Raw genomic sequence first — 20,022 nt, 5'->3', positions numbered from 1 at the left:
CCATGCGCGCATCGATCCGCCCCCTGATCATCCCCGCTCTCGCCCTCGCCAGCTTCCTCGGCCTGGCCTCACCTGCGCTCGCCGGCCCGCAGATCCAGCACTGGGTCGCACCGACCGGCGCGCGCGTGCATTTCGTCGAAAGCCGCGCCCTGCCCCTGGTCGATATCCAGGTGAGCTTTGCCGCCGGCACCGCGCTCGACCCTGCCGACAAGGCCGGCCTGGCCAGCATGACCCAGGCCCTGCTCGATGCGGGCGCCGGCAACCTGGACGAACAGACCATCGCCGACCGCAAGGCCGACCTCGGCGCCCAGGTTCGCGGCGGCGCCGACAACGACCGCGCCAGTCTGGCGCTGCGCAGCCTGTCGTCGCCAGTCGAGCTCGACGCGGCCGTCGAACTCATTGCCACCGTGCTGGCGCGACCGACCTTCCCTGCCGAGATTCTGGAGCGCGAGCGCGCACGCGCGATCGCCGGCCTGCGCGAGGCGCTGACCAAGCCGGGCAGCCTTGCTGCCCGCCAGTTCAATGCCGCGCTCTACGCGGGCCACCCCTACGGCAACAACAGCAGCCCGGAATCGCTGGCGGCGATCAGCCGTGAAGACCTGGCGGACTTCCATCGCCGATACTACGGCGCCAACCGCGCCGCAGTGGCGATCGTCGGCGATATCGACCGCGCCACGGCCGAGCGCATCGCCGTCCGCCTCACCGAAGCCCTGCCGCAGACCACAGCCGCCAGCCCGCCGCCGCCCCCCACCCCCACCCGCGCCCAGACTTTCCGCATCCCCCACCCTTCAGCCCAGGCCCACATCCTCGTCGGCCAGCCCGGCATGGCACGCGAGGATGCGGACTACTTCGCGCTGCTGGTGGGCAACCACGTTCTGGGCGGCGGCGGCTTCGTGTCGCGCCTGACCCGCGAAGTGCGCGAGCAGCGCGGCTTCGCCTACAGCATCTATAGCTTCCTGTCGCCGCAACAGGTCGCCGGCCCCTTCCAGATCGGGCTGCAGACGCGCGGCAGCCAGGCCGACGACGCACTCTCGGTCGTGCGCCAGACACTCGACACCTTCATAGCCGAAGGACCGACTGCCGACGAGTTGCAGGCCGCCAAGGACAACCTGATCAACGGTTTCGGACTGCGCCTCGACTCCAACGCCAAGCTGCTCGACCATGTCGCCATGATCGGCTTCTACGGCCTCGCCCTGGACTGGCTCGACACCTATCCAGCACACGTCGAGAAGGTCACCGTGGCGGCAGTGCGCGACGCTTGGCAACGCCGCATCCGCCCGGATCAGCTCATCACCGTGATCGCTGGCGGCGACGGTGATCGCGCGCCGGATGCCGCTGCCACGCCGAGCGCCGCGATAACGGACGGCGCCAATTGAGCCGGGTACGCATCGTCGGCGGGCAATGGCGCTCCCGCCTGCTCGACGTCGCCCAGGTACAGGGACTGCGCCCCACGCCCGATCGTGTGCGCGAAACCGTGTTCAACTGGCTGGGCCAGGATCTGGACGGCCAGCACTGCCTGGACTTGTTCGCCGGCACCGGCATCCTCGGTTTCGAGGCGGCCTCGCGCGGTGCCGCGGGCGTGGTGCTGGTCGAGCGTGATGCACGCGCTCTGGACGCACTGCACAAATCGGCAAAGACCCTACAAGCATCGCAAGTAGAGATCGTGCGCGGCGATGCGGTAAGATTCGCGCAAACCACACCGCGAAGGTTCGACGGCGTGTTCCTCGACCCCCCGTACAAGCAGGGTTGGATCGAGCGTGTAGCCCCCTGGCTCGACCGCATCGTCCAGCCCGGTGGCTGGCTTTACGTGGAAGCCGAGGCGCCGGTCACGAGCCTGGGCAAGTGGCACGTCGTCAGGCAAGGACATGCCGGCCAGGTTCATTTCCATCTGATGCGTGGGAGCGATGAATGAAGGAAGCGATTGCGGTCTATCCAGGCACCTTCGACCCGTTCACCCGAGGCCATGAGGACCTCGTGCGCCGGGCCTCGGTGCTGTTCGACCGTGTCGTGGTCGCAGTGGCCAAGAGCAACAGCAAGAACCCGATCTTCTCGCTCGAGGAGAGGGTCGAGATCGCACGCTCGGCCGTCGCCGCCTTTCCCAATGTAACGGTGGTCGGCTTCGACTGCCTGCTCATGGACTTCCTGCTGCAGCAGAATGCGCGCGTAATCCTGCGCGGCCTGCGTGCGGTGTCCGACTTCGAATACGAATTCCAGATGGCGGGGATGAACCGCAAGCTCTATCCGGACGTCGAAACAGTATTCCTGACCCCGGCAGAAGAGTACATGTTCATCTCGGCCACCATGGTGCGTGAGATCGCCCGCCTCGGCGGCGACGTGAGCAAGTTCGTGCAGCCTCAGGTGCTGGCACGGCTGCAGGAAAAACTGAACTCAAAGTGAAAGCAAGGAAGCAAAGAACATGGCTCTGATCATTACCGACGAATGCATCAACTGCGACGTGTGCGAACCGGAGTGCCCGAACGGCGCCATCTCCCAGGGTGACGAGATCTACGAGATCGACCCCGGCAAGTGCACCGAATGCGTCGGCCACTTCGACGAGCCGCAGTGCCAGCAGGTGTGCCCGGTCGACTGTATTCCGCTCGATCCCGACCACAAGGAAACCAAGGATCAGCTCATGGAGAAGTTCCTCAAGCTGACCGGCAAGGCCTGAGCCCCTTCTCAGCGGGCAGACGCTGAAAACTCGAATGGGCGAGCCGCGGCTCGCCCATTCGTCTTTGCGGCCGCATGCGCTCAGGCGACGGCGCGCCCCGCCTCCGTGTCGACAGACTCCACCCGTGCCAGGCCAAGCGCGTCTGCGATCGCGTTCTCGTGCGCATCGAGGTCGGCGATGAGCGCCAGCACGGCCTGCTCGCCCTGCTTGAGCTCATCGACACGGCTCTCCAGCGTGTCGGTCGCCTCGTGGATGCGCTTCACGCTCTCAAGGCGGCGCTTGAGCTGGATCTGGTACTCGCGCACCTGGGTTTCCAGTGGCGACATGACTGCACGCAACCACTGCTCGACGTCGCGGTTGGCGATTTCGAACGTGCGGCGCGCCTGCACAGCCACGGTCTCGAAGAACTTCTGCGTGAGCGCGTGCTTCTCCGTCGTGACCAACACCAGCGCGGTATTGATCTGGCGATTGAAGGCCGCCTCGAGGCGGTCGATCTCCTTCTCGTAGCGTAACGTCGAGAAGCTCTCCGGCGGCGTCAGCTTGAGCCCGTGCTCGACGCTGAAGCGCTTGTACATGGCGTCGAGCATGCGCGTGATCTCGCCGATCTCTGCCGTCGACCGCTCCAGATTGGCGCGCAAGTGTTTGAAGAAGCCCTCCATCGCCTCGCGCAGGCCGCGCGAGAAGGAGGACTCGAGCATGGCCTCGCGCGTGCGTCGGGTCTCGTCGCGCAATGCATCCAACCCCATGTGGGCAAGAAGGTTGTTGGTCAGGTTGGAGAACACCGAGCGCACTGCGTAGTACTTCTGCAGGCCCTGCTCGAACTCCTCCTTTTCACTGCGGATCTTGCGCATCATGTATTCGATGACGCTCTGGTTCTTGCCGCGCAGGTCGGTGAGTTCCTGCAACTGCTCGCGCAGGCTGCCCAGGCGGGCCTCCAGCAGGCCGCGCGTGGCAGCGATGACCTCGTGCGTCTCGGCGAACATGTCCTCGCGCACGATCTCCTGCTTGGTGGGCAGCAGGTCCTCGCTCAAGGCGCGCTCGAGCACGGGCACGCGGCTACGCTCGAGCAGCGCCGCATCGCCCTGGATGCGGGCCACCAGCCCCTTCTGCGCCGACACCGGGAAGACCGCGGCGGGCTCGATGCCCAGCGTATCGGCCACCGAATCGACCTGGCGCGCGATCTCGGCTTCGATCCGCGCCTCGTCGCGCAGGCCGTCCCACAGGCCATCGATCTTGTTCAGCACCACCATGCGACCGCGCTGGCGCTCCGCACCACCCTGCACGTAGCTGCGCCATACGGCAAGGTCGCTCTGCGTCACCCCGGTGTCGGCCGCCAGAATGAAGAGCACGGCGTGCGCATTGGGCAACATCGACAGGGTCAGCTCGGGCTCGGCGCCGATGGCGTTGAGGCCGGGCGTATCGAGCACGACCAGGCCCTGCTCGAGCAGCGGGTGCGGGAACTGGATCACCGCATGGCGCCAAACCGGAATCTCGACCAAGCCGTCGGCGCCGGGCTTGATGCCCTCCTCGCCCTTGACATCGACCGCGAAGCCGAGCGCGTCGGCTTCGGGCTGGCTGACGCGCTGGGTGTCGCCCACGCGTGCGAGCGCACGCTGCAGGCTGGGCGCATCGACCGCATCGAGCGGCAACACATGCCACTCCTCGGGATAACGCTTGAGCTCGCTGACCGGCGTCTGGCGCACGCGCGTGCCTATCGGCAGCAGCCTGAGCTCTGCCTTCGCCCCCTTGGACCACTGCAGCTCGGTCGGGCACATCGTGGTACGCCCGGCGCTCGAGGGCAGGATGCGATCGCCATGGTCGGCAAAGAAGATGGCGTTGATGAGCTCGGACTTGCCGCGCGAGAACTCGGCAACGAAAGCCACCGTGAGCTTGTCGTCACGCAGGCGCTCGAGCAGGTACTGCAGGCGCAGGTCGGACTGCGCGTCACCCACCTCGTTGCGCGTCAGCCAGCTGCGCAGGCGGGTCACCGCATCGCCTGCATTGGCGCGCCAGCGGGCGTAGGCGGAGAACTGTTCGGTCAGATCGGTCATCTGCACCCTCGTCGAGTGGGTTGCCATGGATATTCCTGAAGGATAGCGGCGAGCACCGCCGTTTACAACGTGAAAAGCGCCTGCTGCGGACAGGAGGCGTGCCGCGGCCGACGAGCGACCTAGTTGCGACGCTGGCAGCGCGGGCAGAAGTAGGTGGCACGCTGGGCGCTGACGATCCGCCGCACCGGCGTGCCGCACACCCGGCATGCCTCGTCGTCACGGCCATAGACGAAGTACTGCTGCTGAAAGTAACCCGGCTGGCCATCGCCACCGACAAAATCGCGCAAGGTACTGCCACCCGCGGCGATCGCCGCCTCCAGCGTCTCGCGCACGGTACTGACGAGGCGTTCGCAACGCTGCTCGCCGAGCCGCCCGGCCACCTGGAGCGGATGGATGCGCGCCCTGAACAGGCTCTCGGAAGCATAGATGTTGCCGACACCGACAACCTTGTGGCTGTCCATCAGCACATGCTTGATCGGAGCACGCAGCCCACGCGTGACGCGGTACAGCCAGGCACCGTCGAAGCCGGCTTCGAGCGGCTCGGGCCCCAGACCGGCAAGCAGCCGGTGCCCGGACGCGGCACCGGGCTGCCAGAGCACCATGCCGAAGCGGCGCGGGTCGCGCAGACGCAAGGCCTGCGCACCGAACACGAAATCGACATGATCATGGACACCTGCGGGCTCATTCGCCTGCACCACGCGCAGGCTGCCGGACATGCCAAGATGCACGATCACCGTACCCGTACCGAAATCGAACAGGAGGTACTTGGCGCGCCGCGTCACCGCCTGCAGCGTGCGCCCCCCCACCTGCGCGGCCAGGTTGTCGGGTACGGGTTCACGCAGGCGCGCATTGCGTACCACGACAGCGTTCAGGCAACGCCCTTCGACATGCGGCTGGATACCGCGGCGGGTAGTCTCGACTTCTGGCAGTTCGGGCATGAAGATGGGCTGGGCGAGGCGAAACCCCGTGACGGGAAGGGAAGGCGCAGCGGGCGGAGCACCCACATTCGCGGGCCGGGCGGTGCCAATGGCGCACGCTGCTTGCGAGCAGTGCATCGAACTGCATACCATGACGCGAACCGAATTCTAGATCAGCCCTCCAACCCGCGTCAGCCCGCACACGGCCCCGCAACGCCGCGGCCCGCGCCGCATCGATCGAAGTCTGCCGGACCCTGCCCATGAAGACCCACTTGAAGCGCCTTGCCCGATCAGTCTGCCTCGCACTCGCGCTGGGCACGGGCGGGACCGCCGTAGCAGCCAATGGCGACATCGTCGGCGGCGCACTGCCCGCGCAGGAACTCACCGCGCGCACGCTGTACCACTTCCTGCTCGCCGAGATCGCCGGCGCCCGCGGCGAAATCGGCCTGTCCGCCCAGCTCTACCTCGACCTTGCGCGCTCCACCCGCGACCCGCGCATCGCACGCCGAGCCACCGAGATCGCAATGTACTCGCGCAACGTCCAGCTCGCGATCCAGGCTGCGCACATCTGGAGCGAAGTCGCGCCGGAGTCGGAGGAGGCCCGCCGCCTGCTTGCAAGCATCGCCGGATCCGGAGAGGCACGCGACAGCATCGATCTCGACGCGGTGCAGATCCAGCTCGCGCGGGTGCTCGCCCAGTCGAGCGAGCGCCTGCCGCAGAACCTGCTCGGCCTCAACCGCACGCTCGCGCGCATCCCGGACAAGCAGGCCGCCAAGGAGATCGTGCAACGCCTCACCGAGCCCTACCTTGAAGTGCCTGAAGCCCATGTCGCACGTGCGCAGGCCGCCATGATCGCCGAGTCCCCGATGGAGGCCCTCGCTGCGGCCGACAGCGCGCTCGCACTGCGCCCGGGCTGGGAACCCGGCGTGCTGCTCAAGGCCCAGATCCTGCAACAGGCGGGCGCCGGCGCCGAAGCCATGCGCCAGCTCGAAGCCGAGGTCAAGCGTGCGCCCGAAAGCCGCAGCCTGCGCCAGGCCTACGCACGCGCCCTGGTCGGCAACCAGCGCTTTGCCGAAGCGCGTGCCGAGTTCCGCCACCTGCTCGTCGGCGCGCCCGAGGATGCCGAGCTGCACTATGCCGTCGGCCTGCTTTCGCTCCAGCTCGGCGAAGCCAGCGAGGCCGAGTCCAGCTTCCTGCGCGCCCTTTCCGCCGGGCACCTGCAGGCCGACATCATCCGCCTCCACCTTGGCCAGATCGCCGACGGACGCGGCGAGGGCGAACGCGCCCGCCAGTGGTTTGCCGATGTCAGCGACGAGGGACACCGCACCGAAGCCATCATCCGCAGCGCCCAGAGCCTGGCGAAGGAAGGCCGCCTGGATGAAGCCCGGACGCTGCTGCAGGCTGAAGCCGACGAACCCGAGACCCAGCGCCGGCTGGTCCTCGCCGAGGTGCATCTGCTGCGCGACGCGAACCAGCCGGGCGAGGCCTTGCTGGTGATCGATGACGCCCTGCGCGAGACACCCGACGATACCGACCTCCTCTACGAATCGGCCATGCTGGCCGAGCGCCTCGACCGTATCGACCTGATGGAGACGCGCCTGCGCCGCATCATCGAGCTCGACCCCGAGCATGCCCACGCCCACAACGCCCTCGGCTACTCGCTCGCAGACCGCAACCTGCGCCTGGACGAAGCGCACGAACTGATCGAGCGCGCGCTCGAGCTCGCCCCCGACGACCCCTTCATTCTCGACAGTCTGGGCTGGGTACACTTCCGACGCGGCGACAAGCTGGCCGCGCTCGAGCACCTGGAGCGCGCCTACTCCATCCGCCAGGACGCCGAGATCGCAGCCCATCTCGGCGAAGTGCTGTGGGCGCTGGAGCGCAAGGACGCGGCCCGCCGCATCTTCGACGAGGCCTTGAGCGCCCACCCGGACAACCGCCTGCTCAACGACACCGCGCTGCGCCTGGGCGTGCGATGAGCACTGCGCAGCCTGCACACCGCCGGCACGGCCGCCAGCGGCGCGTGCTGATCCTGGCTCTGGGCGCCAGCCTGGCGCTCTCTGCATGCGCCCCCCTGCTCCCCTCATCGCCGGCAGGCGGCACGCCCGCGGCCGCGCGCACGGCATTGCCCGCCTTCCTGCTAGAAGGCCGCCTGTCGGCAAGCGACGGGGTGCAGGGTGCAAGCGGCAGGCTGGAGTGGCAGCACACGCCCGACGCCGATACGCTGGTGCTGCTGTCCCCGCTCGGCCAGATCGCCGCCCGCCTCGACAGCAGCGCTGAGGGCGCCCGCCTGAGCACCGCCGACGGCTCGATCATCGAGGCCCCAAGCGCAGACCTGCTGCTTCCCCGGGTGCTCAACGTCGACATCCCCGCTGCGCGCCTGCGCCTGTGGGTGCAGGCAGTCACCGACGGCAGCGCCGAGGTGCGCCTGCGCGACACCGCCGGGCGCCCCGTACTGCTCATCGACCGCGGCTGGCGGATCGAGTACGCCGCCTATGCCGACGACAGCGCCCAGGCCCTGCCCACGCGGGTGGACATCTCCCGCGGCGATGCCCGCATCCGACTGATAGCCGATTCATGGACCATCCTGCCCTGAACACCCCCCCCCTCCTAGGCACCGTTCTGCAAGCCGGCAAGCCGACCCAACTGCTGGGCTGCCCAGCGCCCGCCAAACTCAACCTCTTCCTGCACGTCGTCGGCCGTCGGCCCGATGGCTACCACCTGCTGCAGACCGCATTCCGCCTGCTCGACTGGGGCGACACGATCGACCTGCGGCTGCGCACCGATGGCGTCATCCGGCGCACCAACGCCATCGCTGGCGTTGCCGAGGAACAGGACCTTGTCGTGCGCGCCGCACGCCTGCTTCAACAACGCACGGCCACCACCCTGGGGGCAGACATTACCCTGCACAAGCAACTGCCCATGGGCGGCGGGCTGGGCGGCGGCAGCAGCGATGCCGCCACGACGTTGATCGCGCTCAACCGCCTTTGGCAAACCGGCCAGTCACGCGCGCAATTGCAGACCATCGGACTCGAACTGGGCGCCGACGTGCCGGTTTTCGTCTTCGGCGAGGACGCCTTCGCCGAGGGCGTTGGCGAGCAGCTGCAAGCCCTGAGGCTGCCCTCGGCGTGGTACGTGATCCTGTCGCCAGGCGTCTCCATACCGACTGCAGAAATTTTTTCGTCGAAGGACTTGACGCGCAACACACCTCTCATCAAAATGGCGGACTTCGCAGCAAGCACCACCCAAAACGACCTGCAGACAGTAGCCTGCAATCGTTATCCGGAGGTGCAAGAAGCGATCGACTGGCTGAGCACCTTTGCACCAGCCAGAATGACAGGCTCGGGCGCCTGCGTATTTGCGGAAGCACGCTCTGAAGAGCAGGCGGATCGCATCACGAAAAGTTGTCCGCCACGCTGGAAAGCTTGGAAAGCGCGCAGTCTTGCTCGCCATCCGCTTTACGAGTGGTTACAATAGCGCCCGCCCTGCCAAGCGATCTGCATCGCGGGCGAAAAGGTTTCTTGGGGAGTCGCCAAGTCGGTTAAGGCACCGGATTTTGATTCCGGCATTCGAGGGTTCGAATCCTTCCTCCCCAGCCAGATGACGACGGGCAGGCCATGGGCCTGCCCGAGTCGTTTCTGCGCGACAATTTTTATTCGCGCGTCGTTTAAACGGCTTCGGAGTAGCTGAAATGCCCCACGGCAGCCTGATGGTCTTCACCGGCAACGCCAACCCCAAGCTTGGCGCCGATGTGACGCGACGTCTGGGTATCTCCCTCGGTTCGGCCACCGTCGGCCGCTTTTCGGACGGCGAGGTCAATGTCGAACTGCTCGAGAACGTGCGTGGCAAGGACGTCTTCGTCCTCCAGCCCACCTGCTCGCCGACCAACGACAACCTGATGGAACTGCTGGTGCTGGTCGATGCGCTCAAGCGCGCCTCTGCCGGCCGCATCACCGCTGCCATCCCGTACTTCGGCTACGCCCGCCAGGACCGCCGCCCGCGCTCGGCGCGCGTGCCGATCACGGCCAAGGTCGTCGCCAACATGCTGCAAGCCGTGGGAGTGCAGCGCCTGCTGACCATGGACCTGCACGCCGACCAGATCCAGGGCTTCTTCGACATCGCGGTGGACAACGTCTACGCGGCGCCGGTGCTGCTCGCCGACCTCGACAAGCAGAAGTACGACGACCTGCTCGTGGTCTCGCCCGACGTCGGCGGTGTGGTGCGCGCACGCGCCTTCGCCAAGCGCATGGAATGCGACCTGGCGATCATCGACAAGCGCCGCCCCAAGGCCAACGTGTCCGAAGTCATGAACATCATCGGCGAGGTCGAAGGCCGCACCTGCGTGATCATGGACGACATCGTCGACACCGCAGGCACGCTGTGCAAGGCGGCTGCCGCGCTCAAGGAGCACGGCGCCAAGCGCGTGCTGTCCTACTGCACGCACGCCGTGCTATCGGGCGCAGCCGTATCGCGCATCAATGATTCGGCGCTCGACGAGCTCGTCGTCACCGACACCATCCCGCTGCGTGAGGACGCCAAGGCCTGCAACCGCATCCGCCAGGTCTCGGTCGCCTCCCTGCTCGCCGACACCATCCTGCGCATCAGCAACGAGGAATCGGTGTCCTCGCTGTTCATGGAATAAGTCTTTCGCCCGTACGGCCCCGTGCCGTACGGGCTTTCACCGTCTTCGCCTGGTCGCGGGCGAAGACACTCTTCACTCAGGAGCAACACAATGCAGATCGAATTCAAGGCCACCAAGCGTGACGCTCAGGGTACGGGTGCGAGCCGCCGCCTGCGTCGCGCCGGCCAGCTGCCGGGCATCATCTACGGCGGCGCGGGCGAAGTCAGCCTGATCACCATGGACCACAATGAGCTCTACCACCTGCTGCGCAAGGAAGCTTTCCACGCCTCCGTGCTGAGCATCGAGGTCGAGGGCGCCAAGGAATCCGTGGTGCTGCGTGACACCCAGTGGCACCCGTTCAAGCAGCAAGTGCTGCACATCGACTTCCAGCGCGTCGCTGCCGACCAGAAGATGCACCTGAAGGTGCCGCTGCACTTCGTCGGCGACGACGTCAGCCCGGCCGTCAAGCTCGGTGGCTGCATGATCTCGCACACCATCAACGAAATCGACGTCCAGTGCCTGCCCAAGGATCTGCCCGAGTTCATCTCGGTCGACCTGTCCGCGCTGGAAGCCGGCCAGTCGGTGCACGTGTCGCAGATCAAGCTGCCGGCCGGTGTCGAGCTGGTGATGCACGGTGAAGGCGATCCCGTGGTCGCCACCGCGCTGCTGGTCAAGGGCGCTGCGACCGAAGGCGAAGGCGAAGCGGCCTGATCGGCCACAGCCCTGCCCGTACAGCCAAGGCCGACACTGATGAGCACTGCGCCCATGCGCCCGCCTCGTCTGATCGTCGGCCTCGGCAACCCGGGCGCCGAATACTCCGAGACCCGGCACAACGCCGGGTTTTGGTTTTGTGAGCGGCTCGCCGACAAGTTCGGCGTACGCTTCTCGCACGAATCACGCTTCCACGGCCTGGTCGCCAACGCGCGCGAAGCCGGCATGTGGCTGTTGATGCCACAGACCTACATGAACCGCTCCGGCCAGGCCATTGGTGCGCTGGCGCGCTTCTACCGCATCGAACCGGCCGAGATCCTCGTCGTCCATGACGAGCTCGACGTGCCGCCCGGCCAGCTGCGCCTCAAGTTCGGCGGCGGCCTCGGCGGCCACAACGGACTCAAGGACACCTCCGCCCACCTCGGCACCAACGACTACTGGCGCCTGCGCATCGGCATCGGCCACCCTGGCGACCGCAACGAGGTGGTCAATTTCGTGCTCAAGCCGGCACGGCGCGAAGAGCAGCAGCTGATCGACGAGGCCATCGACAAGGCGCTCGCGGTCTGGCCGCAGATCCAGCGCGGCGAGCTCAATGCCGCCGCCACCAGGCTCAACGCACGCCCCGCGCCGCCCAAACCTCCGAAGTCGCCCAAGCCCCCCGGGCCACCCGCAGCCGTCGGCTCGGACGAGCCGCCCGCAGGGGACGGCTGAGGCCCTGATCGCGCTCAGTAGCCGACTGCAGCCAGCGCGCGCAGCGGACCCACCGCGCGGATCGCCTCGATCTGCTCGCGGTGGCGGGTGTATAAGGTCCCGCCGAAGCACACTGCGCTCATCGAGATGCCCTCGAAATGCTCCCGGCTGCGCGGAATCGCCAGCAGCCAGCCATCACCCACGAGTAGGTTGAAGGGCGGCAGCAGGCCATCCTCGCCCGCGCGCAACCCGAGCTCGGCACAGGCACGCTCGAAGCCCGCCAGCAGGCTGTCGGCTGACACGGCCACCGCCTCACCCCGTCCGCAGCGCACACGCACGAAGCAGTGCCGCATCGGCAGCGCCGGATGCGTGGCCACCCCCTGCTCTGCCAGCGCTGCCGGCAGCCCGGGCACGAACAGGCGCAGGCTGGCATTGCCCTCGGCCTCCGGCATCCACTGCACATGCTTGTGGCGCTGGCTGGCGCCCGCGGCAGCGCCGCCGTTGTAGAGCCCGATCCCGCCTGCCGCGGCCATCAGCTCGGCAAGCGCGGCAAAGTCACAAAGCGCCAGCGGTGACAACTGCTCGGCGAACTCTCGCCGCGCCAGCACCAGGTGACGCGCGCACAGCGGAAACTTGTTCAGGATCGCGACATGCCCGGGTCCGACCGGCCCGACGGTGAGTTCGGGGTCGGGATTGAGGAAGGGATTGAAGTTCGGGTCGCGCGGACCGCCGGGGATCGCCACCGTCTTGTCGTCCCTGGCGCCCTCAACCTTCACCGCGGCGGCTGCCTTGCTCGCATCTTTGGCCGCCAGCGAGGACACCCAGCGCACGATGAAGCGCATGCCGGCGTCCTCCATCTCGATCTGCTCGGCCTGCACCGGCACCAGCGCCCCCGACGCCAGCGCCGCCGTGCTACGGTCGTCGATCGCCTCGATCCAGCTCGCGTTCATCCATGTCTCCCTGTTTCTGGTTTCTGTTTTGCACAAATGCAGGACGGACGATTGTAGGCCAGGCACAGGACAAGAGCCACGCCGCCTCGTCTCGTCATGCGAAGGGATCGCCTTTGGAGCACCACACTGCGACGCGGTACAATCCGGGGTTTTCCACACCGGATCAAGCCCGTAGCCCTGCGAGCGGCGGCGCGCACCGGAACGATCAAGGATTCACATGAGCCTGAAATGCGGAATCGTCGGCCTGCCCAACGTCGGCAAGTCGACCCTGTTCAATGCGCTGACCAAGGCCGGCATCCAGGCCGAGAACTACCCCTTCTGCACCATCGAGCCCAATGTCGGCATCGTCGAGGTGCCTGATCCGCGCCTGGCCCAGCTGGCCGAGATCGTCAAGCCGCAGAAGATCCAGCCCGCCATCGTCGAATTCGTCGACATCGCCGGCCTTGTCGCCGGCGCATCCAAGGGCGAAGGCCTGGGCAACCAGTTTCTCGCCAACATCCGCGAGACCGACGCCATCGTGCACGTCGTGCGCTGCTTCGCCGACGACAACGTGATCCACGTCTCCGGCAGCGTCGACCCGATCCGCGACATCGAGGTCATCGACACCGAGCTCGCCCTGGCCGACATGGCCACCGTCGAGAAGGCCATCAACCGCTACAAGCGCCCTGCCGCTTCGGGCGACAAGGAGGCCAAGATCCTCTTCGCCGTGCTCGAGAAGTGCTTCGCCCAGCTCGACCAGGGCAAACCGGTGCGCGCGCTCGAGCTCGCCAGGGAAGAATGGGCCAGCCTCAAGCCCTTCTGCCTGATCACCGCCAAGCCGGTGCTCTATGCCGCCAACGTCGCCGAGGACGGTTTCGAGAACAACCCGCACCTGGACGCCGTGCGCGCCCATGCCGCCGCCGAAGGCGCCGAGGTCGTGGCGCTGTGCGCGGCGATCGAGGCGGAGATCGCCGACCTCGAGGACGCCGACAAAAAGGAGTTCCTCGAGACCATGGGCCTGGAAGAACCCGGTCTCGACCGCCTGATCCGCGCGGGCTACAAGCTGCTTGGCCTGCAGACCTACTTCACCGCGGGCGTCAAGGAAGTGCGCGCGTGGACCATCCACGTCGGCGACACCGCGCCGCAGGCAGCCGGCGTCATCCACACCGACTTCGAGCGTGGCTTCATCCGCGCCCAGACCATCGCCTTCGACGACTTCATCGCCTGCAAGGGCGAGGCCGGCGCCAAGGAAGCGGGCAAGATGCGCGCCGAAGGCAAGGAGTACGTGGTCAAGGACGGCGACGTACTGAACTTCCTGTTCAACGTCTAAAGCACCTCGACCTGACACACAACGCTTACGGACCGAGCCGGCTGCATGACGCGCCCCCGCAGCCGGCCACACGTCCCCCGTTGTAGCCTACAATAAGGCGATAGTCAGCAATCGCCCGCCACATGAACATGTCTGCTCACCACCGCCTCACCCGCTGCCGCGCGCCAGTCCGTGCGGGTGGGCGTGTGCGCGCGCGCAGCATGATGTCGCCGCTGCGCGATCTCGCGACCCAGCTCGCGTTCAAGGTTACAGGGTCTCCCGCCGTGCTTTCCCAGGCCGTGCGGGGCCAGTACCGGGGCTAAGCCCCACCCCCGCACGGCACCTTGCCCGGGACGCGCATGACGCGCCTCCCGATCAACGTGCAGCCGCTGCGGGCACCTGTCCAGTCCCCCGCTCCCAGACCGCCCAGGCGGTCAGGCCCCGGTCCATCCGGGCCACCCCGGTCATCGACGCCCCCATCGGCTGCACCCCAGGATGCCGCGCCTTGGCGCGGCCAGGCGATGCACGAGGGTGATGCAATGGTTCTCACACGCAGTTTCGTCAGGGCGAAGCGGCCCTGCACAGACGGTTTTCGCTGGTTCGTCCGCCAGTTCGGCGACGGCGCCAACTATCAGGACATGCTCGACGAGATGGTGGCTGCCGGCCGCGTCGGCGACGCCTGCTGGCTGCTCGAGCAGTTCGGCCCCACCGATGAGGTCCGCGTGCTCGACGCGATCGAGGCCGAGGCAATCGTATTCGCCGGTACGCTCGAGGTGCGCGGCAGCGTCGATGTCGAAGGCATCGTGCGTGTCGGACGCTCGCTGCATGCCGGTGCCGGGGTACGCGCCGGCGGCGAGTTGCGCATCGGTGCCGACCTGCGCATAGAGGGCAGCATCCGCGCCGAGGCCGAGCTGCGCGTAGGGGGCGACCTGCGCGCGGGCTGGGGCGTGGACTGCGCCGGCGAGCTGCGCTGCGACGGTGAGGTACGCATCGGCTGGGATCTGCGCTGCGCCGGCCGCGTGCGGATTGCAGGGAACGCCTTCATCGGCCTCGATCTTGAAGGCGACGAAGGCGTACGCTGCACCAAAAGCCTGCAGGCAGGCGGCGACATCCGCGTCGCGCACACGCTGCGCGCTGGCCAGGGCATCGCCGCTGGCGGCTCGATCGAGGTCGGCATGCACCTGGAGGCCGGTTGGGGCATCAAGGCCGGCAAGTTGATTGGTGCCGCCGGGGCCATCCGTGCCGGCGAGAGCCTGAACGCGGGCGAAGCCATCCGCGCTGGCACGGGCTACGGCGTTTTTGCCGGTCTCGACGTACAGATGGAGGCCTGGGAGAGCAGTGCGCGGGTAAGCGCCCCGCAGCGCCCGGAGGGCCTGATGAGCGGCTGGTGGGCCGGTCCGGCACCGTGCTGAGGGGAGGACGACGAATGAACGCAATCGCCCTTTGCCGCCGCTCGCTCGGCCACCTGCACACCCCACCCTCGCACCGCAGCAGCTTCTCGCCGCGCTCGGCGCTGGCCTTTCCGCAGCCGCCGCCCACGCGCACCGCCTGGGACGCCGTGCTGTCACTGGCGTGGCGCCTGCTCGCGCTCCACCGCACACTTCCGCCCCAAATCCGCCCACCGCGCCTCGAGCTGCGCATCGACGTCAACCCGCCCGACGAAGACATCGAGGCCGAGCTCTCTTCCCTCTACCGCCGCCTGCACACGCCGGGCGACGCCATGAACGCCTGCGCGCGCCTGGCCGCGTTGCAGCCGGGCCTGATCTTCCATCACCGCGAGGCCGACGGCGAACACTATGTGTATGTCGAGGACCCGAGCCGCGGCTGCCTCGCCGGCTACACCGTGTTCAACCGCCTGATCGAGGTCGACCGCCGCACCGATCGCCACGTGCGCTCGCCGCATTCCAAGTACGCCCCTGCCTATCAGGGTCGGGGCATCGCCAGCACCGTTTACGCCTGGGCACTGGGCCGCGGCCTGTGCCTGGTCAGCGGCGCGCGCCAGTCCGAGGGGGCACATGCCCTGTGGCGCGCGCTGGCGCGCCGCCATCCGCTGCGCTGGGTCAGCCTGCAGGCCAAGCGCATGCACGACCTCGGCAGCGAGGCGCCGGCCGCCCGCGCCGCCGCGCTCGACACCCGCATGCTGCTGCTGGGCGAGGGCTGGAGCCTGCCCCAACTGCACGCGCACCAACTGCTGCACCCGGCCGCCCCGGGGAGCCGCTGAGATGAAGACTCCCGACGCGCCGAGCGCCATCCCCTCCTGGCTGCGCGCCGCGGCCGCGCTTGCTCTGCTGGTGTTGGTCGCAGCCCTGGCCGAGCCCCTGTTCCAGCGCCTGCCCGCCGCCCATCCGCTGCAGGGCTGGCGCGAACCCGTGCGCAATGCGGCCCTCGCCCTCGCCCTGCTGTTCGGCGCCCACCTGCTGCATGCGCTGGTGAGCACTCGGCTGTCGCAGCGCCGCAAGGGGCAGCGGCCGGTGCCCAAGGTCCTGCTCGACTTGTTCCGGGTCCTCCTCTTCGCCGCGGCCACCCTTCTGGCGCTGTCACTGCTGCTGCGCCAGGGCCTGTCTGGCCTGCTGACCGGCTCGGGCCTGGTGCTGGCGGTGCTGGGCTTCGCCATCCGCAACGTGGTCGCGGACACCTTGTCGGGCATTGCGCTCGGCATCGAGGCGCCGTTTCGCATGGGCGACTGGGTGCGGATCGAGACCCTGGCGCAGGGACGGGTGCAGGAGATCGGCTGGCGCACCACCCGCCTCGTCACGCGCGACAGCACCTACGTGATCCTGCCCAACAGCCAGATCTCGCGCCAGCGCATCACCAATTTCAGCGCGCCGCGCAAGGAGTACCGCGACCATGTCGAGCTCACCCTGCCGGTGGACCTGCCGGTGGCCGAGGCCAGGGAGCTGATCCGCGTGGCGCTGGACGGCGCCCACAGCCTGGTGGACGGCAAGCCGCCCGAGGTACAGGTGGTGCAGTACGGCCCCCAGGGCATCAGCTACCGGGTGAAGTACTGGGTGCCTCAGCACGACCGCGAGCCCATGTGCCGCGACGAGGTGTTCAGCCTGATCGATCTCGCCCTACGGGAACGGGGCGTGCGCTTCGAGCGTACGCCGGCGGCGGCGCCTTGTGCACTGCGCGGCACGATGCGGGACGAAACGCTGTGAGGCGCGGCCCGGCCGCGGGCGCGTGCTGCCCCTTCAGCCCAGACTGCGCAGCAAATCCCTGACCCAGCGCCAGCGGCTCAGCACCAGCGCCGAGAAGATCAACGCGCAGCCGAGGAACTGTTGCGCGCTCATCGTCTCGCCGAACCACCACGCCGCCACCAGCGCGGTCCACATCGGCTCGAGCATCAGGATCACCGCCGCGTGGCTGGCGCTGGTCAGGCTCTGGCCGCGCAGCTGGACGAAGAAGCGCAGTGTGGTGGCGAGGATGGCGCTGGCGAGCAGCCAGCCCACGACCGGGGCGGCGACCGTTTCCGGCCAGCGCTCCAGCAGCAGCGACAGCGGCAGCATCAACACCGCGACCATCAGCACCTGCACCGCGCTCAGCGCCAGCGGCGGCACGTTGCGCACGATGCGGCTGTTGAGCGTGAACAACACAGCAAACACCAGCGCGGCGCCGAGGAAGAACCACTGCCCGGGCTCGAAGCGGAAGCCCTGCTCGAGCGACAGGCAGGCAAAGCCCAGCAGCGCGAGCGGCATCGCCACCCAGGTGATGCGCGGCGGGCGCTCGCCGAACAGCAGCCAGCCGATCAGCGGCACCATGACGATGCCAAGGCTGGAGATGAAGGCGCCTTCGCCGATGTGGGTGGCGTGCTCCAGGCCAGTGATCCACAGCGCCATCGCCGCGGCGAACAGCGCGCCGACGATCAGGGCGCCCCTGAGGCCCGCCGCCGTGAGGCGGCGCAGCTGTGGCCAGGCGAAGGCGAGCAGCACCACGCCGGCCAGCAGAAAGCGCAGGCTGACGAATTGCAGCGGCGCCAGCCCGGCGAGCGCCTCCTTGGAAAAGATCCAGCCGGCGGCAGCCAGCAGCGTGGTCGCCAGCAGCCACAGGTCGGCCTTCAGAGTGTGGGCGGGGGGCGTCACCGCGCTCACACGCCGCCCGGCGGACGTGCGAGCTTGCGCTGCAGCGTGCGCCGGTGCATCTGCAGCGCCCTCGCTGTCGCCGAGATGTTGCCCTCGTGTTCGGCGAGCACGCGCTGGATATGCTCCCACTCCAGGCGATCGACCGACATCGGCGCGCCCGGCGCGTGATCGTCGATGATCACATCCTCGGCTCGCAACGCCTTGATGATGGCATCGACCTCGGCTGGCTTGGCGAGGTACTGCACCGCACCGAGCTTGACGGCATCGACCGCGGTGGCGATGCTCGCGTAGCCGGTCAGCACCAGGATGCGCACCCCCGGACTGGCATCGAGCAGGGGGCGGATAAGCTTGAGGCCGGATTCGCCACCGATATTGAGGTCGAGCACGATGAACTCGGGGGTATGGTCCCCGGCAAGCTCGAGCGCCCCTTCGCTGTCGGTGGCGCCATAGGTATCAAAGCCGCGCTGAGCAAGCGCGCGCACCAGCACCCTGTTGAAGGCGGGGTCGTCATCGACGACGAGCAGGGTGGGAGCATTGTCGGCAATCATTGCACTGCAGCCTGGGACGGAATCATCAAGCGCGCAATGGTGCCACCGCCGGGCCGCGGACGGAACTCCAGCCGACCGCCATGGTGCTCGACCGCGGCGTGGGCGAGCATCAATCCCACCCCCATGCCCTGGGCATGAGCCCCGAGCGGCGCCCGGCGCGCAGCATCGATGCGCGCCGCGGACAGGCCCGGCCCGCGGTCGGCGACCTCGATGCACGCCAGCCCGGCGCTTGCGGTGATCGACACCTCGATCGCGCCGGCTACATCGGCCGCGACAACGGCGCCGGCTGTGGCGCACATGTGCTGATTGGCGTTGGCCGCATTATCGATGAGGTTGTGCAAGGCTTCGCCGAGCGAGGCATCGGCGACGATGCTGCCCCCCTCGCCCTGCACCTGGACAGCGACGCCGGGACGCAGTTGCCGCCAGCGCGCCGCCACCTGGTCCACCCAGACGCGCACTTCTACGGCGCCACCGCCTTCCGCGCGCTGCTGCCCAGCCTCGCGGGTGAGACTGTTGAGGATGTCGCGACAGTGGTCGACCTGCTCGCGCACGAGCTCCAGATCGTCGCGCACCTCGGCATCAAGGTCCGTGCGCCGAGCCAGTTCGCCGGCAAGGATGCGCATCGTTCCCAACGGCGTCCCGAGCCGGTGCGCCGCGCCAGCGGCGAGCTTGCCCAGGCCGACCACGTAGGCGTCGCGCGCACGCGCTGCGTTGGCTTCGGCCAACTCGGCCTCGCGGCGGGCGAGTTCGGCATTGAGGCGGGCGATGAACCACACCACCGTCACCGCCGCGAATACGAAGCTGATCCACATGCCGGCCAGGTGCCACTGCATGGCGAGCCCGCTGTCAGTGAGGCGCACCGGCTCGTGAAAGCGCCACAGGAAGGAATAGACCCCGACTGCCAGCACAGCCAGCGCCCAGCCCTGAGCAGCCGGCAGGATGGATGCGCCAATCGCCACCACCGGCAGCAGCAATGAGATCGCCGGGTTGGCGACACCGCCGGTGAAATACAGGAAGGCACCCCAGGCGACAAGATCCACCGTCAGCTGCAGGAAGGCGCCCCAGCGCCCCACCAGCCAGCGCGCCACATCCGCCAGCAAGGCCAGATTGACCGCCAGCAGTGCGAACGTCACGCCCGCCAGCGGCGCCAACGGCTGCGCTGGCACCAGCCATGGAAACACCACAAAGCTCATCGCGGCCATCGCCGCCAGCGACACCCAGCGCAACTGCAGCAAGCGCGCCCGGTTCGTGCGCACTGCGCTCAACCCTGACGTTTCGACCCGCCCCCCTTCCACCTCCATGCGCATGCCATTCACTCCGGTTATGGATATCCCTTTTCACGTCAGGGGCACGTCCCTGTCTTTGCGGTACATCAAGGTTTATGCCATGGCTGCTTCATAGAATGACCCTGCGACAAAACGTCACAGGACAAAACGTCACAGGACAAATTGTCACAGGCAGGCCGCACAGCCAACCCGGCGCGAGGGGCGCAGGGCGCA

The 20,022-nt window shown here is 67.9% G+C and carries 20 protein-coding genes and 1 tRNA gene; 15 read left to right on the top strand and 6 right to left on the bottom strand.

Annotation, left to right across the window (positions count from 1 at the left end):
• Positions 1 to 2 precede the first annotated feature (2 nt).
• From LQF09_RS03870 to LQF09_RS03855, 4 genes are read left to right on the top strand one after another with little or no spacing between them, the layout of a single operon-like run.
• Complete coding sequence (locus tag LQF09_RS03870) at positions 3 to 1,376, top strand: M16 family metallopeptidase (RefSeq protein WP_270069242.1); 1,374 nt, start codon at positions 3 to 5, stop codon at positions 1,374 to 1,376.
• On the top strand, positions 1,373 to 1,912 hold the full coding sequence (rsmD, locus tag LQF09_RS03865) for a 16S rRNA (guanine(966)-N(2))-methyltransferase RsmD (RefSeq protein ID WP_002931040.1): 540 nt from the start codon (positions 1,373 to 1,375) through the stop codon (positions 1,910 to 1,912). The genes LQF09_RS03870 and rsmD overlap by 4 nt, the downstream gene beginning before the upstream one ends.
• Positions 1,909 to 2,397 carry a pantetheine-phosphate adenylyltransferase gene (gene coaD, locus LQF09_RS03860; protein WP_002931041.1) on the top strand — a complete coding sequence of 163 codons (489 nt, stop codon included), beginning with the start codon at positions 1,909 to 1,911 and terminating at the stop codon, positions 2,395 to 2,397. Before rsmD ends, coaD begins: the two co-directional genes overlap by 4 nt.
• 19 nt (positions 2,398 to 2,416) lie before the next feature.
• Complete coding sequence (locus tag LQF09_RS03855) at positions 2,417 to 2,668, top strand: YfhL family 4Fe-4S dicluster ferredoxin (RefSeq protein WP_002938455.1); 252 nt, start codon at positions 2,417 to 2,419, stop codon at positions 2,666 to 2,668.
• An 80-nt stretch (positions 2,669 to 2,748) separates the two neighbouring features.
• On the opposite strand, the gene LQF09_RS03850 is transcribed toward LQF09_RS03855, so the two are convergent.
• A complete protein-coding gene (locus LQF09_RS03850; protein WP_270069847.1) occupies positions 2,749 to 4,719 on the bottom strand; it encodes a dynamin family protein in 1,971 nt (656 codons plus the stop codon).
• A 119-nt stretch (positions 4,720 to 4,838) separates the two neighbouring features.
• Entirely contained in the window at positions 4,839 to 5,657 is an 819-nt protein-coding gene (gene mutM, locus LQF09_RS03845; protein ID WP_002931048.1) for a bifunctional DNA-formamidopyrimidine glycosylase/DNA-(apurinic or apyrimidinic site) lyase, read from the bottom strand.
• 239 nt (positions 5,658 to 5,896) lie between these two features.
• Here mutM and LQF09_RS03840 point away from each other — a divergent pair, with 239 nt between their 5' ends.
• The 7 genes from LQF09_RS03840 to pth all read left to right on the top strand — a co-directional run bounded on the left by LQF09_RS03840 (position 5,897) and on the right by pth (position 11,679).
• Positions 5,897 to 7,615 (top strand): tetratricopeptide repeat protein, encoded by a 1,719-nt coding sequence (locus LQF09_RS03840; protein WP_270069241.1) that lies wholly within the window; start codon positions 5,897 to 5,899, stop codon positions 7,613 to 7,615.
• Complete coding sequence (gene lolB, locus LQF09_RS03835; protein ID WP_270069240.1) at positions 7,612 to 8,232, top strand: lipoprotein insertase outer membrane protein LolB; 621 nt, start codon at positions 7,612 to 7,614, stop codon at positions 8,230 to 8,232. Before LQF09_RS03840 ends, lolB begins: the two co-directional genes overlap by 4 nt.
• Positions 8,214 to 9,113 (top strand): 4-(cytidine 5'-diphospho)-2-C-methyl-D-erythritol kinase, encoded by a 900-nt coding sequence (gene ispE, locus LQF09_RS03830; RefSeq protein ID WP_270069239.1) that lies wholly within the window; start codon positions 8,214 to 8,216, stop codon positions 9,111 to 9,113. The genes lolB and ispE overlap by 19 nt, the downstream gene beginning before the upstream one ends.
• Before the next feature lie 45 nt (positions 9,114 to 9,158).
• A tRNA-Gln gene (locus LQF09_RS03825) sits at positions 9,159 to 9,235 on the top strand.
• Positions 9,236 to 9,327: 92 nt separating this feature from the next.
• Entirely contained in the window at positions 9,328 to 10,278 is a 951-nt protein-coding gene (locus tag LQF09_RS03820) for a ribose-phosphate pyrophosphokinase (RefSeq protein ID WP_002931055.1), read from the top strand.
• A 90-nt stretch (positions 10,279 to 10,368) separates the two neighbouring features.
• On the top strand, positions 10,369 to 10,968 hold the full coding sequence (locus tag LQF09_RS03815; RefSeq protein WP_002931056.1) for a 50S ribosomal protein L25/general stress protein Ctc: 600 nt from the start codon (positions 10,369 to 10,371) through the stop codon (positions 10,966 to 10,968).
• 39 nt (positions 10,969 to 11,007) lie between these two features.
• Positions 11,008 to 11,679 carry an aminoacyl-tRNA hydrolase gene (gene pth, locus LQF09_RS03810; RefSeq protein ID WP_270069238.1) on the top strand — a complete coding sequence of 224 codons (672 nt, stop codon included), beginning with the start codon at positions 11,008 to 11,010 and terminating at the stop codon, positions 11,677 to 11,679.
• 14 nt (positions 11,680 to 11,693) lie between these two features.
• Here pth and LQF09_RS03805 read toward each other — a convergent pair whose 3' ends face one another.
• Entirely contained in the window at positions 11,694 to 12,608 is a 915-nt protein-coding gene (locus LQF09_RS03805) for an ATP adenylyltransferase family protein (protein WP_270069237.1), read from the bottom strand.
• A gap of 217 nt (positions 12,609 to 12,825) precedes the next feature.
• Between LQF09_RS03805 and ychF the strand changes: the two genes are divergently transcribed.
• The 4 genes from ychF to LQF09_RS03785 all read left to right on the top strand — a co-directional run bounded on the left by ychF (position 12,826) and on the right by LQF09_RS03785 (position 17,054).
• Positions 12,826 to 13,917: a redox-regulated ATPase YchF gene (gene ychF, locus LQF09_RS03800; protein WP_270069236.1), complete on the top strand. Its 1,092-nt coding sequence runs from the start codon at positions 12,826 to 12,828 to the stop codon at positions 13,915 to 13,917.
• Positions 13,918 to 14,435: 518 nt separating this feature from the next.
• Positions 14,436 to 15,308, top strand: coding sequence for a hypothetical protein (locus LQF09_RS03795; protein WP_270069235.1), 873 nt, complete (start codon positions 14,436 to 14,438; stop codon positions 15,306 to 15,308).
• Positions 15,309 to 15,322: 14 nt separating this feature from the next.
• The gene (locus LQF09_RS03790; RefSeq protein WP_002931076.1) at positions 15,323 to 16,117 is read left to right on the top strand and encodes a hypothetical protein; all 795 of its coding nucleotides are present in this window, start codon (positions 15,323 to 15,325) and stop codon (positions 16,115 to 16,117) included.
• Between the two features lies 1 nt (position 16,118).
• Entirely contained in the window at positions 16,119 to 17,054 is a 936-nt protein-coding gene (locus tag LQF09_RS03785) for a mechanosensitive ion channel family protein (protein WP_002931077.1), read from the top strand.
• Positions 17,055 to 17,087: 33 nt separating this feature from the next.
• Here the strand turns inward: LQF09_RS03785 and LQF09_RS03780 are convergent, their stop codons facing one another.
• Genes LQF09_RS03780 through LQF09_RS03770 form a run of 3 tightly spaced genes read right to left on the bottom strand, consistent with a single transcriptional unit; the run spans position 17,088 to position 19,830 of the window.
• Positions 17,088 to 17,984 (bottom strand): DMT family transporter, encoded by an 897-nt coding sequence (locus tag LQF09_RS03780; RefSeq protein WP_443081771.1) that lies wholly within the window; start codon positions 17,982 to 17,984, stop codon positions 17,088 to 17,090.
• Complete coding sequence (locus LQF09_RS03775) at positions 17,981 to 18,523, bottom strand: response regulator transcription factor (RefSeq protein WP_002931081.1); 543 nt, start codon at positions 18,521 to 18,523, stop codon at positions 17,981 to 17,983. Before LQF09_RS03775 ends, LQF09_RS03780 begins: the two co-directional genes overlap by 4 nt.
• Positions 18,520 to 19,830, bottom strand: a complete 1,311-nt coding sequence (locus LQF09_RS03770) for an ATP-binding protein (RefSeq protein WP_270069233.1) — start codon at positions 19,828 to 19,830, stop codon at positions 18,520 to 18,522. Before LQF09_RS03770 ends, LQF09_RS03775 begins: the two co-directional genes overlap by 4 nt.
• Between the last annotated feature and the right edge of the window lie 192 nt (positions 19,831 to 20,022).

The organism is Thauera sp. WB-2, assembly GCF_027594845.1.
Taxonomy (GTDB): Bacteria; Pseudomonadota; Gammaproteobacteria; order Burkholderiales; family Rhodocyclaceae; genus Thauera; species Thauera mechernichensis.
The sequence above is the reverse complement of the archived record's forward strand: the minus strand, read 5'-3'. Positions and strand labels throughout refer to the sequence as shown.